General features: G+C 72.5%; 8 protein-coding genes and 1 pseudogene. 2 read left to right on the forward strand and 7 right to left on the reverse strand.

The window, feature by feature from the left end:
* Positions 1-58: 58 nt before the first annotated feature.
* From CTJ15_RS10025 to CTJ15_RS10055, 7 genes and pseudogenes are all read right to left on the reverse strand, one after another.
* Positions 59-3,844, reverse strand: coding sequence for a cellulose biosynthesis protein BcsC (locus CTJ15_RS10025; RefSeq protein ID WP_099781534.1), 3,786 nt, complete (start codon positions 3,842-3,844; stop codon positions 59-61).
* The gene (locus tag CTJ15_RS10030) at positions 3,844-7,221 is read right to left on the reverse strand and encodes a cellulose biosynthesis cyclic di-GMP-binding regulatory protein BcsB (protein ID WP_369924174.1); all 3,378 of its coding nucleotides are present in this window, start codon (positions 7,219-7,221) and stop codon (positions 3,844-3,846) included. Before CTJ15_RS10030 ends, CTJ15_RS10025 begins: the two co-directional genes overlap by 1 nt.
* Positions 7,198-8,403 (reverse strand): annotated as a pseudogene (locus tag CTJ15_RS24745) (glycosyltransferase); the annotation flags it as partial. The pseudogene CTJ15_RS24745 and the gene CTJ15_RS10030, both read right to left, overlap by 24 nt.
* Positions 8,400-9,185 carry a cellulose synthase operon protein YhjQ/BcsQ gene (locus CTJ15_RS10040; RefSeq protein ID WP_226946101.1) on the reverse strand — a complete coding sequence of 262 codons (786 nt, stop codon included), beginning with the start codon at positions 9,183-9,185 and terminating at the stop codon, positions 8,400-8,402. The gene CTJ15_RS10040 and the pseudogene CTJ15_RS24745, both read right to left, overlap by 4 nt.
* A gap of 22 nt (positions 9,186-9,207) precedes the next feature.
* Positions 9,208-9,720: a hypothetical protein gene (locus CTJ15_RS10045; RefSeq protein ID WP_099781538.1), complete on the reverse strand. Its 513-nt coding sequence runs from the start codon at positions 9,718-9,720 to the stop codon at positions 9,208-9,210.
* A 660-nt stretch (positions 9,721-10,380) separates the two neighbouring features.
* Entirely contained in the window at positions 10,381-11,337 is a 957-nt protein-coding gene (locus CTJ15_RS10050) for a glycosyl hydrolase family 8 (protein ID WP_019461155.1), read from the reverse strand.
* Between the two features lie 228 nt (positions 11,338-11,565).
* Complete coding sequence (locus tag CTJ15_RS10055) at positions 11,566-12,297, reverse strand: TetR/AcrR family transcriptional regulator (RefSeq protein WP_075822610.1); 732 nt, start codon at positions 12,295-12,297, stop codon at positions 11,566-11,568.
* Positions 12,298-12,494: 197 nt separating this feature from the next.
* On the opposite strand from CTJ15_RS10055, the gene CTJ15_RS10060 reads away from it, so the two are divergent.
* Both CTJ15_RS10060 and CTJ15_RS10065 read left to right on the forward strand, forming a co-directional pair.
* Positions 12,495-13,811 (forward strand): GTP cyclohydrolase II, encoded by a 1,317-nt coding sequence (locus tag CTJ15_RS10060; protein ID WP_226946102.1) that lies wholly within the window; start codon positions 12,495-12,497, stop codon positions 13,809-13,811.
* On the forward strand, positions 13,808-15,061 hold the full coding sequence (locus CTJ15_RS10065) for a URC4/urg3 family protein (protein ID WP_099781540.1): 1,254 nt from the start codon (positions 13,808-13,810) through the stop codon (positions 15,059-15,061). The genes CTJ15_RS10060 and CTJ15_RS10065 overlap by 4 nt, the downstream gene beginning before the upstream one ends.
* The last annotated feature ends 16 nt before the right edge of the window (positions 15,062-15,077 follow it).

The raw sequence follows: 15,077 nt of genomic DNA on the forward strand, positions 1-15,077 counted from the left end.
CCCGAAGCACCGGTCCCCGAAGCACCGGTCCCGGAAGCACTGGCCCCGGAACCATAGGTCAATCGAAGCGGTAGCGCGCGAAGAGCATGGCGCGCACCTCGTTCCAGTCCGCCGCACGGTCGTAGCGGAGCAGGCCACCGACCTTGAACTGGGGCGTGATGGCGTATTCCGCATCCGCCCGCACACCGCCGACCAGGCTGGTCTGGGTCTGGCCGGCGTAGAAGGCGCTCTGCGTGGAGTCGGCCGCCTCCCGCGCCTCGGCCCGGGCCTGCAGGGCGGGGTCGTTGGGAAAGAGCGGGGAGCGGTCCTCCTTGAAGTGCGCGAGGCCGATCTGGCCGCCGAGGTGGTAGGAGAGGTTCCCCAGCCGGGCGCGGTAGTCGATCGGGATATTCGCCGCGACATAGTTCTGCGGGCTGAAGTAGCCGCCCTGACCCAGGGTGAAGAAGCGCAGGTTCTTGTCGTAGGAGAGATAGACGAGGTCGAGCCCGCTGGTCAGCTCCTCGTCCGGTCGCCGGAAGAAGGCGTAGCTCATGCCGGCCCCGGCCTCGATCCGGTTGTTGTCGGCAACGCCCTTGCCCTCGACCTGCGAATAGCCGCCGCCGGCATAGAAGTTCGCCCGGCCCGCGCTCCATTCGAACTGGCCGCGCCCGGTGTTGCGCACCACGCCGCCCCAGGTCCGGCTGGTGACCGGGTCGCGCTGCCCGGCCCAGGCCAGCAGGCTGTCGGTCATGGCCCGGCGCTCGCCGGTCAGGCGCAGGCGCAGGTTGCCGTTCAAGGACGGAGCAAGCTCCAGCCCGCCCACCAGGTTCTGCACGCGGTAGCCGATCGGCGTGGAGCCGACATCGAGTGACAGGCTCTCGCCGCGCGTATAGCCAAGGCCGAAGGCGACGCCGGAGGCCGTGGTGTCCTTTGGCGTCAGCCGGGCCGCGGTGGCGGCGGAGATGCTCTCGCTGGGCCCCGGCAGCCGCAGCGGGTTGGTGCCGAAACGGCGCAGGTTGCCCGTGTTCTGGTCCAGCGTGCCGGAATCGATGCTGTAGAGCTGGGCGCGGGCGGCGATCCGCCCACCGATCCCCGGCATCGCCGCCGAGGCCTCCGCCCCGCCGGAATATTCCTGCAAACGGTCGAGGCCGCCGCTGCCGGAGCGGAAGCGCCCGGCGAAGTTCGGCCCGATGCGCGGCGCGGATTCCTCCCGTACCTCGGCGAGCTGGCGCTGGATGTCGTTGAGCAGGGGATCGTTGCCCACCGCCGGCCCCGCCGCGGCCAGCAGAACCGGCTCTCCACCAGCCAGCGCCACCTGCTGGAAGGGATTTGCCGTGGCCTGGCCCCGCATCGTGGCCGCCGGCCCTGATGCCATCGGAACCGCCGCCGGGGTGCCACTGAGCTGGGCCCGCCGCAGCTCCTCGGCCCGTTGCAGCGCCGCCTGCGCGCGCCGGGAGTCGCCGGAGGCCCGGGCAAGCTGCGCCTCCACCACCGCGACCCGGGGGTCGTTGGGCGTCAGCGTGCGTCCCTCGGCGAGCAGTTCCTCCGCCCGCCGCGTCTGGCCCCGCGCGATGGCGGCGCTGGCGGCGGCCAGCCGGGCGTCGGCATTGCGCGGGTCGCGCCGCAGCACCGCCTCGGCGACTTCCTGTGCCCGGGCCGGATCCTGCGCCCCCTGGTAGAGCCGCGCCAGGGCGAGGTTCACATCCGGGTCCTGCGGCTTCGCGCTCAGCGCGGGGGCGAGCCGGTCGTAGGCGGCGGCCTGGTCGCCCGCCTCGTTGAGCCGGTCGCTCTCGCGGATGGCGATCCCGGTCTGCAACCCGCCCAGGCGCTGCCGGTCCTGTGCCGTGAGGCGCGGGTCCGCTGCCAGGCTGGCGGCCAGGGCGGCGGCCTCGCCCCCCTGCCCGGCATCGAGCAGCGCATCCGCCAGGGCGATGCGCCCCGCCGGCGCCGCGTTGGCGTTCGTCGCCAGGGCCATGCGGGCCAGTTCCACCGCCCCGCGCGTGTCGCCCACCGCGTTCAGCGCGCGCACCGCCTGGGCGGCGGTCTCCCCGGCAGGGTCCGGACGCGCCACGATCTGCATCAGGCGCTGCCGCGCGAGGTCGTACTGCCCATAGCGCGCGGGTTCCGCCGCGGCCGCGACCTCCGCCTGCACGGCGGTGGCGCGCAGCAGGCGGCTGGCATCGGCCGAGCGCAGGCGCAGCGGGATGCGCTCGATCAGGGCGGCCGCCTCGCTGGCGCGGCCTTCCTCCTGTGCGAAAAGGCCCGCCGCGTAGAGGTTGTCGGCGCTGGCGCTGCGCTGCACCAGCTCCTGCATCAGCGCGCGCCCTTCCGCTCCCCGCCCCTGCCGCGCCATGGCGCGGGCGAGGTCGAGCCGGACCCAGGGATCTTCCGGATTGGAGGCATAGGCCGACTGGAGCAGGGCGACCGCCTGCGCCGGGTCGGCGCTGCGCTGCGCCTCGGCCCGGAGCTGTTCGGCGCGCGAGGCCGCGAGGCTGTTGGCGAAGGCCCCCCCCTGCCGCGCCGCGAGTTCCTCCGCCTCCGCCATCCGCCCCTGGGACTGCAGGGACTGGTAGAGCCCGGACAGGGCGCCCGGCAGGTTGGGCCGGCGGCTCAGGGCGGCGCGGTAGCGCTTCTCCGCCCCCGCCGCATCGCCCCGCCGCAGCAGGATGTCACCCAGCAGCGCCTGGGCCTCGGCCTGTTCCGCGCCGCCCTGGCGCACCGCGGCCTCCAGCGTCGCCTCGGCCTGCTGCACCTGACCACGGGCGATCTGCGACCGGGCGGTGTTGACCGCTCCGGCATAGCTCGCGCCGTCCAGCGCCTGCCCCCATTTGCGGCGGCCCTCCTGCGGGTCGGCCGCGATGGCGCGGGCCAGCAGGGTCTTCGCCTCGTTGCTGCGACCCTGGCGGAGCCGCACCAGCCCCAGCCCGCCCAGCGCGTCGGAATCCTCGGGCGCCTGTTGCAGCACCGCCTGGAAGGCCGCCTCCGCCGCGGCGACGCGGTTGCCGTTCAGCGCCTCGAACCCCGCCTGGCGGCGCGCGCCCATCTCGTCCTGCGGGGTGCGGGCCGGGTTGCGGGCCTCCGCCAGTTGCCGCTGCGCCTGCTGGTCGTCCGGATAGCGCTCCAGATAGGCTTCCAGCCCGGGGATGGCCGAGGCACTGGCCCCGTCCCAGCTCAGCGCCTGCCGCCAGGAGTTCCGCGCCTGCTGCGCCATGTCGGGGCTGCCGGCGAGTTGCTGGAGAAGGCGGATGCCCTCCGTGCGCGAGCCCTCGCGCCAGGTGAGGACCTGGGCAAGGGCGAGCTGCAGGGCCCGGTTGCCCGGATTGCGGTCCAGCAGCCGCTTCAGCCCGTCCCGGCCCTGGGCATAGCCGTCGGGCGTCCCCGCCTGGGCCTGGTAGTATTCCTGCGCGAAGACATCCGGCGGGGTGCTGCCGCCGAAGATCTGCCGGTAGCGCGCCACCGCCGCCGCGTTCTGCCCCGCCTGCGCCAGCCGCCTGGCCTCGGCCACCTGGGCCGGGTCGGCGGAGGCGCCGCGGAGCTGGGTCTCGGTGCTGCCCACCACGGAATTGCCGGGCGCGACCTGACGCAGCCGCGCCAGGGTGCGGTCCGCCGCGGCCCGGTCGCCCTGCTGCGCCTGGGCCTGGGCGAGGCCGGACAGCGCCGCGACATTGTCGGGATCGGCGGCCAGCACGCGTTCCAGCGCCCGGATCACCTGGTCCGTCCGACCCTGGCCACGCCAGTAGTTCGCCTGGTCGAGCAGGACCTGGATCGCCCGGTCCTCCGCCCGGGCCGCCGCCGGCAGCACCGGCAGAGCCGTGGAGGCAAGGAGCAGCGCCGCGAGATGCGGCCTGGAGCGGGGTGCCGGCATCAGATCTGGGCCCTGAGGCGGGCCGCGACGCGCCGCCGGATGATCCAGTAGGACGGGGCGGCCAGCAGCAGCGCCGCACCGACCACCAGGAGCAGAACCATGTCCGGCCGGTTGCCGAGGTAGAGCTGCGGCCAAAGCCAGACCGGCAGGCTGCCTACCGAATAGGTCGGGCTGATGCGGTAGGATTCGACCCGTCCGCCGGACAGCCAGGCCACGTCGCCCTGGATGCGCGGCAGCTGGTCCGGGTCGCTCAGCGCGTTCAGCATGGCCTCGACGCCCTGCGGCGTGGTGCCGGTGACCGCCACCAGCGTCCGTCCCGACTGGAGCGGGCTTTCGGTGCCGATCATGATGCCCTGGCCGTCGCCCGGCCCGGACACGACGGCGTTCAGCCGTGTCCGGTCGCGCAGCCGGTCATCCGACAGGAAGAAGTTGCGGAAGTTCTCCATCGGGCTTGGCAGCGAGACCTGAAGGCGGTTGCCGTCCAGCCGGACCGGGCTGTCCCGGAGCAGGCGCGCCAGCGCCGGCACGCGGTTGAGCGAGCCGACCACCAGCAGGTTGCGGTCCACCACGCTGTCCAGGGTGCTGGAGTGGGCGATGGCCAGGCGCAGGGCCGGCAGGCCGGTATTGGCCGCCAGCCGTCCGATCAGCCCCATCGCGTGGGAGAGTTCCAGCGAGGTCGGACGGTCCGGCAGCACCAGCGCCGTATCGGAAAGATCCGCGAGCTTGGTGTAGGGGAAGCCGGAGCCCGCGAAGAAGGCGAGGTTCGGCAGGGCGGTGAAGCGGTAGGAGCGCGACAGGTCGATCGTGCTGTCCGGGTCGATCGAGGCGCGGATGTCGCCCGGGATGGCGGTGCAGTCGCCCCGGTTCAGCGGCCGCATGTCGAAGCGCATCTGCAGGTTGTTCAGCCCGAAGATCAGGTAGGACGGCAGCCCGGCCGAACCGGTGCCACGGTCGTCGCCGAGGCCCACGCCCAGTTGCCGCGCCACCCAGCTCCATGGCCAGGCCGGGTCGCCCTCGCGCAGCGGCAGGGATTTCAGGTAGTTGCCGTTCAGCGAGACATCGAGGCGGGAGACCTGGAGATCCGTCACCGGCCCCGGCGGGGCGCGGAAGAACAGGTCCACCGGGATGGATCGCTGCCGCCAAGTATAGACGTCGGGCGCGGTCCGGAAGGGCACGGCGATGTTGCCGGGCGCGAAGCCGTAGGACTGGAGCTCCGAGGGGTCCACCAGCTCGCCGAAGCGCACCGGCCGCTCCGTACGGATCCAGCGCGGCGCGTCATAGGGCTGGCGTGCCGGGATGTCGGGCGCCGAGACCAGGGAGGCCTCGCCCGACAGCCCCTGGCTCGACACGGCGAGCGCCTGCGCCGCGGCGACGGCCTCGGCCCCGGTGCGGCCGCCGATGACCAGAAGGCTCGACTCCGGGTCGGTGGGGTTGGGCACCAGCGCCAGGGTTGGCCCCTCGAAGCGGGGCAGCGCCACGCCGGGCACGGAATCCGCGCCCACCGCCACCACCACGCCATTGCCCCGGGTCGGCGGGGCGCTGGAGGCCGGGAAGCTGGCGCCGCGGTAATCCGCCTGCACCGCGAACCAGGAGGAGGCGATCAGCGCCGCGCGCGCCACGTCGTTGCTGGCATCGGCCGCCACCACGAAGGGCAGGACCAGCGGCACGCGCAGCTGCACCCGGTCGAAGAAGGGCGCCGGCAGCCGTGCCAGGTCGCGCGGCATGGCCAGGCGCTCGGTGGTCAGTTCCAGCACGGACTGGTCCGAGATGGTGGACCAGAGCAGTCCCGAGAGCGGATCGTTGCATTCCGCGGCATAGCGGCCGGTGAAGCGGAAGTTCAGCCGGTTGGTATCGGCGAAGAAGACCGGGTTGATGGGGAACTCCAGCGGTCCGAAGCTGGGCCGCGCACGCTCCGGCGTGATGGCACCGACGAACTGCTCGTTCAGCGTCATCGCGATCTGCGACAGTTCCGGGATCAGGGCCGGGCTGGTGGCACCGCGAAGCACGAGCTTCGCACCCGTCACCACCTCGTCCTCCCGCACTCCGAAGAGGATGCCCTGGAGGTCCGTCAGGCCGCGGAGCTGCATCGGGGATTGCAGGCCGAGGTCGCGCAGCGTGCGTCGCAGCACCCGCCCCTGGGACGCAGCGGCCGGAACCGACGTGCCGGGGGTGGCGCCCAGCGCGCCCTGGGTCGCCGCCGGGGCCGGCGCCTGCCCCGGCGCAGGGGCCGCGGCCGGAGGCTCGGCCGCCGCGGGCTGGTCGGACTGGGGCGGGGGCGCCCATGCCGGAGCCGTTGCCGGTGCGGGCACCGCCTGCCTCGCGACCGGGCGCGGCGCCGGGGCCGCGGGCTGGGCCGCCGCCGCGCTCACGCCCAGGCCGAGGCCCAGCCCGAGCAGCACGGCGGCGCTCTGCGCGTGCGACGGGCGGGCCTTGCCGCCCGGCACCGGGCGGCGGTTGCGCCGCAGGGAAAGCTGGCTGTCGCCGCGGAACAGCCCGCGGATGCTGACGCCGACCTCGTAGAGCGCGCGCATCGGACGGTCGCGGCGCACGTGGTCCCAGTGCACCCAGCTATCCGCACGGCCGAGCACGACGCGGGTGATGTTGCCCTCGTCGCGCAGGCTCTGCGGCGTGAAGCGGAGCTGGAGCTTGTTGTTCTGCCAACGCATCACCTGGGCTGGCAGGGCGACGCGGTCCGGGCCCACCGCCAGTTCCACGACCAGCGCCTGGTCCGGGGCGAGGTTGTCCGGCGCCGCGGCCTCGATCGCCGCGCCGCCCAGCGAGAGGTCCACGCTGTGCCCCTCCAGCACCCGGCCGTCCGGCAGCATCACCGAGGCCGGCAGCCGCGCGGCGACCCGGGAGCGTTCGCGCACCTGCCGCCGCTCGCGCCCGACCGCGATCCCGGCCAGCACGATGAAGAGCGACAGCGACAGCCAGAGCGTGTTCAGCGCATAGGCCTGGAAGGCCAGCGTGCCCGTCCCGCTGCTCAGCAGCCCCCAGATGCCGAGGACCAGGCCGCCGAACATCACCAGCGCCAGCACGGCATTGGGATACACAGCGCGCACATCGAAGAAGCCCTCGTCCAGCACGCCGCCCTTGTCGGTGACGTTGAACTTGCCTTTCTTGGGGTCGAGCAGCGTCGCCAGCATGACCGGCAGCAGCCAGAGGGTCAGCACGGTCTCGTAGATCTCCGACCAGAAGGAATGCCGCACCGAGCCCTGCAGGCGGCTGTTGGTGGCCACGGCATGGATCACATGCGGTCCGGCATAGGCGGCGATGGCCAGGGGCGAGGCCGCGATCAGGTTCTGCCCGAAGATCAGGAAGGCCAGCGGCGAGGTCAGGAAGACGAAGCGTGGCAGCGGGAACATGAAGTGCCACATCGAGGAGACGTAGCAGAACTTCTGCGTCCAGTTCAGGCGCCCACCGCCAAGGAACGGGTTGTCCACGCGGAAGATCTGGATCATGCCGCGTGCCCAGCGCATGCGCTGGCCGATATGCAGGGCCAGGCGCTCGGTCGCCAGCCCCGCCGCCAGCGGCAGGCGGATATAGGCGGTGCGCCAGCCGCGCCGCTGCATCTTCAGCGAGCAGTGGCAGTCCTCCGTCACCGTCTGGTGCGGCACGCCGCCCACTTCCTCCAGCGCCGTCCGCCGCAGCACGGCGCAGGAGCCGCAGAAGAAGGTCGCGTTCCACAGGTCGTTGCCCTACTGGATGAGCCCGTAGAACAGCAGCCCCTCGTTCGGCACGCGCAGGCCGGAAGCCAGGTTCCGCTCGAAGGGATCAGGGCTGTAGAAGTGGTGCGGCGTCTGCAGCATGCCGATCTTCGGGTCGCGCAGCATCCAGCCCAGCGTCATCTGCGGGAAGGCGCGTACCGGCACGTGGTCGCAGTCGAAGATGACGACGAACTCGCCATTCGTCTTGGTCAGGGCATGGTTGATGTTGCCGGCCTTGGCGCCCTTGTTGTCGGGGCGGATCATGTAGCCGCAGCCGATATCCTCGGCGAAGGCACGGAACTCCTCGCGCCGCCCGTCGTCGAGGATGTAGACGTTCATCTTGTCCTTCGGCCAGTCCATCGCCAGCGCACCGAAGACGGATGGCTTCACCACCGAGAGCGGCTCGTTGTAGGTCGGGATGAAGATGTCGAGCACGGGCCATTCCGCCGGGTCCTCCGGCAGCGGCACCGGCTTGCGCTCCAATGGCCAGATCGACTGGAGATAGGCGAGCAGCAGCGCGATCACCGCGTAGAGCTCGGCCAGCAGCAGGCCCATGCCCAGCAGGGGCGCCCAGAAGCCCGAGAAGTCGAGCGTGTCGGTCAGGCGCCAGTACAGGTAGCGCGCCGAGATCAGCACCGAGAGCATGACCAGGAAGAAGTTCGCCCCCCGCCCCTTCAGGCGCGAGGCCAGCAGGAAGACGAGGAAACAGGCGACCGCCAGCCAGGTCTGCTGCTGTGCTTCCAGCGGCGCCACCACGAAGGGCATGGCGAGCAGCAGCCCCGCCGCCGTGAGCAGGAGCGCCCCGGCACGGCCGCGCGAGAGGCGTTCGAAGAATTGCGCGAGACGGGTCATCGTCCCCCCCACATGCTGACGGGCACGGGCTGCTGCTGGGCGGGAACGCAGGCGGCGATCGCCCCCGCCACCTCCCGCAGGTCGGTTGCGGCGCGCGACTGCGGCGCCTGGTCGGCCACGAGGCGCTGGCAGGCGAGGCTTTCCATCACCGCCTCGTCCCGGCTCACCGCGCCCAGCAGACGCCAGCCGGCATGGCGCGCCACCGCCTCCGCCGCCGCCCGGGACAGGCGCAACTGCAGGTCCACCTCGTTGATCACCACCCGCAGCCGATGCGTATCGACGGTGCCCATGCCGATGCCGGCGAAGCGGCCGCTCTCGACCTCCGGCATCAGGGCGGCACTCATCGCCTCTGCCTTGAGGACGCAGACCACGAGGTTCGCCAGCGGCGCCAGCAGGGCCAGGCTGCGGGAGGGACCGGGCGGCAGGTCGGCGATGATGAGCAGGGTCTCGTCGGCCAGCATGGCCCGCATGGGACCGAGCAGCAGTTCCGGCTGTTGGCCGAGCAGTCCGTCCAGCGCCAGCGCCCGCGCGAGGTCGATCATCCCGAAGGGCAGCAGCGCGACCCCCGAGGCGGTCTGCCGCAGCGCCCGGTGCCAGTCGGGCCGGTCGGGCATGCCCGAGGCCCAGCCGAGCTGGTCGCCGAGGGACAGGCCGAAGTGCAGCCGCAGCGCGTTCTGCGGATCGAAATCCATGACCAGGACTCGGCGCCCGGCCCGGGAGAGGCTGTGGGCGATGTTCGCCGCCAGGGTGGTCTTGCCCACCCCGCCCTTCGGCGATGCCATGCAGATCAGCGGCACGCTGGGCCTACCTTTGGTCCGGAGAGAAGGGAGAGGGCGTCGTCGCGTTGGCGATGCCGCGCAGCAGCTCCGAAAGGCTGCCGGCGGCCGGCTGCGGCGCGTTCACCGCGGCACGCAGGTCCGCCATGGCATGGTCCACGGCGGCGAGGAGCGCGAAATCCATCTCGGCGGCACGCGGCGGCGGCTGCGCGGGTCCCGGATGACCGGAGGCCGCGGGCGCGGGGCCCGGCGGGATGGAGGGGGGCATGGCGGAAGGCGGCGGCCAGGATGCGGCTGGCGTGTTGCGGGTGGAATCCGGCCAGCCGGACGGGGCCGGGTATGAGGGAGGCGCCAGCGGATGGGCATTCGCCACCGGGGGCGGAAATCCCGGCTGGGACGGGGCGAAGCCGGTGCCCGGGAATGGCGGCGGGTAGCCATGGCCCGGCTGTCCGGTGCCCTGCTCCGACGGCCATGCGGCGTTGCCGGACGGAGCGGCGGGCGGCCAGTGCGGCGCCGGGGCGGGCTGCGGCGAATGGGGCATGGGATATTCCGCCTTTGGGGCAGCAGGCTGCGGGGCAGGATGGACCGGAGGCCGCAGCGCGTCCCAGGGCACGGCCGGGAGCGGCGCGGAGGCGGACCAGGTCGGGTGGCTTGCCTGGAAGCCACCCGGAAAACTGCTCTGGGGCATCGCCGGGGGAGGCCAGGATGCCTGTGCCGGCGCGAAAGGCGGCGGCGCGTTCTGCGGCGGGCCGGCGGCCGGCGGTGGGAAGGGTATGCCGCCATGGCCGGGGGCCTGACCTGGGGCCTGGCCCTGGCCTGGGGCGGGCCACTGTGCGGGCCCCTGCGCGGGCCACTGTGCGGGCCCCTGTGCGGGCCACTGTGCGGACCCCTGCGCGGGATGCGGCATGGACGCCGGGCCTGAAGGCGGGACGGGAGCCTGCATCGCCGCCGGAGGAGCCATGGCCGTCGGCGGCGGGGCGGCAACCGGCGCGGCATCGGGCGGCGAGGGTGCCTCATCCGGCGCCGGCCGGGGCGGCGGATCGCGCCGCACGGCCTCGTTGCTGAAGTTCCGGTATCTCAGGGTCGTCGCGCCCAGGGCTTCCGCCACACGCAACACATCAGACTTGCCATCCATGCGAGGCGCCTCCCGACCGGCTTGGGCCATGTGCAGTGCAAGGGATGAGGGAACGCTCCGGCACGCTCATGCCGGGCGGTCCGCCAGGGCGACGAGCAGGCTCAGCGCCGCCGAGTAGTAGGTGTCGTCCCAGAGGGGCGCGGGGAGAGGCGCGGGGAGAGGCGCGGGGGGGATGCTTTCCCGCAGAGGTGAGCGGGAGGCGCCTTCCGGGCGGCTGGCCGCCGGGGCCATGCCGGCACGGCGCATCGCCAGCCCGGCCACCGCCGCCATCCCTGGCAGCGCCGGGACCGGCGCGGCTTCCGCGTTGCGCAGGTCCACCCAGGCAGGCGGCGGGCGTGGCGCATCGGCCCAGAAGGATGCCGGGCCGCGCAGCCCCGGCTCGTCCACCAGCCCGGCCCAGCCGAGCCAGAGCGGCACCCGGACGGCATCATAGGAAAAGCGCGCCGGCCAGCCTTCCGCCAGCGTCACGCCCCCATCCGCCCGGGACACCGCCACCCAGTCGGCGGGCAGGCCATAGGGGCCGAAACAGGAATCCCGCAGCAGGGCCAGCCCATCCGTGGCCAGGTCGAGCCAGAGCGGGTCGGGCAGCGCCCGGGCGAGAACGCGCATCATCGGAAAGGCGTAGTAGGAGGGGTTCACGACAACCTCTCCACTCCGCTCGAAGCCTTGCAGGCCCGGCAGCAGGACGAGCCGCCCACCGACCCGGCGCGGCAGCATCCGGAGGATGCCTTGCGCGGTGGCGAGGCCGCCCACCCGCCATTCCGGCCGTCCCCATTGCTCGCCGGCCAGGATCAGCGCCGTGGCGATGAACAGGTCGCCATCCGTGGCGTTGTTGAGGTCCTCGCTGCCGTCGCTGCCCTTGCCGCGCCAGGCGTGCAGGCCGTCCGATGTGCGGCGGAGGTTCTCACGCGTCCAGTCGGCGATTCGTTCGAAGCGCGTCCGGTCGCCGGCCTGCAGGGCGAAGAGCATTGCCCAGCCCTGCCCCTCGGAATGGGTGATGCCGCCGTTTCCCGTATCGACCACCCGGCCCTCGGCCGTCAGGAAATGCCGCGCGAAGGCGTGCCACCCGGATGCGAAATCGCCGGATGAGAGACGGTGCGGGGAAGCAGCCTCCGCCCTACGCGAGACACCGAAAGAACCTATCGCCCAGATGGTTTTCCTTCGCGTTATCTTGCTCGCCAAGGCGGCTCCCAAGGATTTTTGTCATATCAATGGGTGTATCACCTGACCTATTGCATCGCAAAGGTTGTATTAACCATTTGTTCTTTTCGTGAACGTTCCGGCGCCCTTGTGGCTTTCTCGCCCTGAAGTCATTCCCCCCACGTCAGGCAGGCAGGCGCCGAGGACCAGGCGGAGGATGGTGTCCTCGCCCTCTGCGCAGGCCCGTTCGTCCATCTCCGCGATGCCCAGCACCGGCGCGATCTGCGACGCGAAGTCCGCATAGGTCTGGGTCATGGCCCAGAGGGAGAAGAAGAGGTGCCGCGGGTCGATCGGGCGCATCAGCCCGGCGGCGATCCATCCCTCCATCACCTCCGCCTTCCGCTCCACCAGCTCCCTGAGATCCCGCGCGAAGAAGCCGTGCAGCTGGGGTGCCCCGTGCAGCACCTCGTTGGCGAAGACGCGGGAGGCGTGCGGCCGCAGGCGCGAATGGCGCATCTTGGCGCGGATATAGGCGGTGAGTGCCGTGGCGGGATCGCTGTCCGGGCGGATGTCGTCGGTCGCGGAAAGCCAGAGCGCCAGGATGTCGTCCAGCACCGCGCGGTAGAGCCCTTCCTTGGTGCCGAAATAGTAGTGGAGATTGGCCTTGGGCAGGCCGGCCGCCTCGGCGAGGCCGGACATGCTGGCCCCGGCAAAACCCGCTTCCGCGAAGACAGGTTCCGCCGCGCGCAGGATCTGCGCCCGCAGCGCCTCGCGTCTGCCTTTCCGAGAGGCAGGCTTGCCGTCTCCGGCGCCAGCGCCTGCCGTTTCCGCGTGCTTCACCATCCCGATCCCCTGGAGGACGACCGATCCGTGCCCATCTTGCAAGTTGACCGATCGGTCAAGGTCACCATAGCCTCCCGGACTTGAGCGGCCATCCTCGCCATGGAGCCCTTCCGGATGATCCAGCGCATCGTGCAGATCCCCTCGTCCCGGCAAGCCCGGCCCTGGAAGGAACCGGCCCGCCGGGGAGGCTCCGCGCGATGAGCCAGATCCCGGAAGCCACCCCTTCGCCGCTCGCGTCCCCGCCGCTGCAGGCAGCCCTCCGCGGCAACCGGCCCGGCCCGGCGCGTCCCATCATCCTCACCTCGCATCCCGGAATGGCCGGCCAGGGTGCTCCCACGGTGCAATGGGGCGCCGCCGACCCGCAGCGGCGCGGCCCGGTGATCGCCACCCCCGGCGAGGGCAGCCGCAACGCCATCGGCACCCATGCCGGCTCCTACGCGCTCTATCGCGCCCTGGCCGTCGCCGCCGGGCAGCTTTCCGCCGGCCACCGGCCGGACCTGACCAACACCCGCCCGGCGGAGCCCATCGGTCCCTTCGCGCAGTGGGCAGACCCCGGGAGGATCGTCTCGCTCGATCCCTGGGGCCACATGACCACCGAGGCCTTCGGTGCCGAGATCGCCTCGGGGCGCGACATCCGGCCGAGCATCGCGGTCACCAAGGCTCATATCAACATGCCGGAGCTGACCGCCGCGATGCGCGCCGGGCGGCTGGAGCCGGACGGACAGGTCCTCGGCCCCAACGGCGATGCGCGGGTCACCAAGGTGGCCATCGAGCCGGTCTGGTGGCTGCCCGGCGTGGCGGAACGCTTCGGCATCACCGAGAACGACCTGCGCCGCGGCCTGTTCGAGCAGACCGGCGGCATGTTCCCGGAACTGGTGACGCGGCCGGACCTCAAGACCTTCCTGCCGCCGATCGGCGGCATGACCGTCTATCTCTTCGGCGACCCGGCGAAGCTGGGCAGGCCCGAAACGCGCATCGCCTGCCGCATCCATGACGAATGCAACGGCTCCGACGTGTTCGGCTCCGACATCTGCACCTGCCGCCCTTATCTGGCGCATGGCATCGAGGTCTGCATCGAGGAGGCGCAGCGCGGCGGCGTGGGCGTCATCGTCTACAACCGCAAGGAAGGGCGCGCGCTCGGCGAGGTGACCAAGTTCCTTGTCTACAACGCGCGCAAGCGGCAGGAGGGCGGCGACCGCGCCGACCGCTACTTCGCCTGCACCGCCGGCGTGGCGGGCGTGCACGACATGCGCTTCCAGGAGCTGATGCCCGACGTGCTGCACTGGCTGGGCATCACCCGCATCGACCGGCTCGTCTCCATGAGCAACATGAAGTACGAGCCCATCGTGGCCAGCGGCATCGAGGTGGTGGAGCGCGTGCCCATCCCCGAGGAGCTGATCCCGCCCGACGCGCAGGTGGAGATGGATGCCAAGAAGGCGGCCGGCTACTTCACCGACAAGGTGCCGGATGCCGCCGAGCTCGCCATCACCAAGGGCCGCGGGCTGCAGGAGTGAGCGCGGCGGAGGACAGGGCGGAGACCGCCGCGCAGCTCGCCCTGCTGCGCGACCCGGCGACGATCCGGCGGCGGGCCCACGCCATGCTGGCGCTGGCGGAGCATGACGCCCTGCCGCATTTCCGGCTGCACCCGGAACGGCTGGACGTGGCGGCGGACTATGTCGCGGCGGTGATCCGCGACAACTACTCGGACCTCGCCATCCCCTATCATGCGCGCTGGCGGCATTTCGCCGCCGGCGGGCGCGACCGCTGGGGCGCGCTCGCCCGGATGCTGGAGGACCAGTCCGGCGAGGAGGTCGCCCGCATCCGCTTCGATCTCTGCGTCGTCAGCGTGCTGCTCGACGCCGGGGCCGGGCCGGACTGGGCCTTCACCGAGGACGGGCAGCGCATCGCCCGCTCCGAGGGCCTGGCCGTGGCCAGCCTCCATGCCTTCGCCACCGGGCTCTTCTCGGGCGATCCGACGCATCCGTTGCGCGCCGATGCGGAGGGCCTGTCGCGGATCGACGCCGCCTCGCTCGGCGCCGCCTTCCAGGTGGGGCCGGGCAATCCGCTGGAAGGGCTGGAGGGCCGCGCCGCGCTGATGCGGGCGCTGGGCGCCGCGCTGCGCGCCCGGCCGGACATCTTCGGCCCCCAGGCCCGGATCGGGCGCCTCTACGACCATCTGGCGGCACAGGCCGGGGGGGGTGCCCTGCCCGGCGCCCTGCCTGCCAGGGTCGTGCTGGCCGCGGTGCTGGAGGGGTTCGCGCCGATCTGGCCATCCCGGCTCAGCCTGGGCGGGGAGAATCTCGGCGATGTCTGGCGGCACCCCCTCGCCGCGCCGGAGGAGCCCGCGCCCGGCCTGCTGCCCTTCCACAAGCTCTCGCAATGGCTCAGCTATTCGCTGATCGAGGCGCTGGAGGATGCCGGGCTGCGCGTGACCGGGCTCGACGAGCTGACCGGCCTGCCGGAATACCGCAATGGCGGCCTGTTCCTCGATCTCGGCGTGCTGGAACTGCGCGACCCCGCCCTGGCGGAGCATCCCCTGCCCGTGGAGCATGAGGCCATCGTGGAATGGCGCGCCCTGACCGTGGCGCTGCTGGACCGGGTGGCGGAGGGCGTCCGCGACCGGCTGGGCTTCACCGCCGCGGAGATGCCCCTGGCCCGCGTGCTGGAAGGCGGCACCTGGGCCGCCGGCCGGCGCATCGCCCGCGAGAAGCGCCCCGGCGGCACCCCGCCCCTGAACGTGCGGAGCGACGGCACGGTCTTCTGACCGGCCGAGCCCTTTC

It is taken from the genome of Roseomonas sp. FDAARGOS_362 (assembly GCF_002754815.1).
GTDB classification, from domain to species: Bacteria; Pseudomonadota; Alphaproteobacteria; order Acetobacterales; family Acetobacteraceae; genus Roseomonas; species Roseomonas mucosa.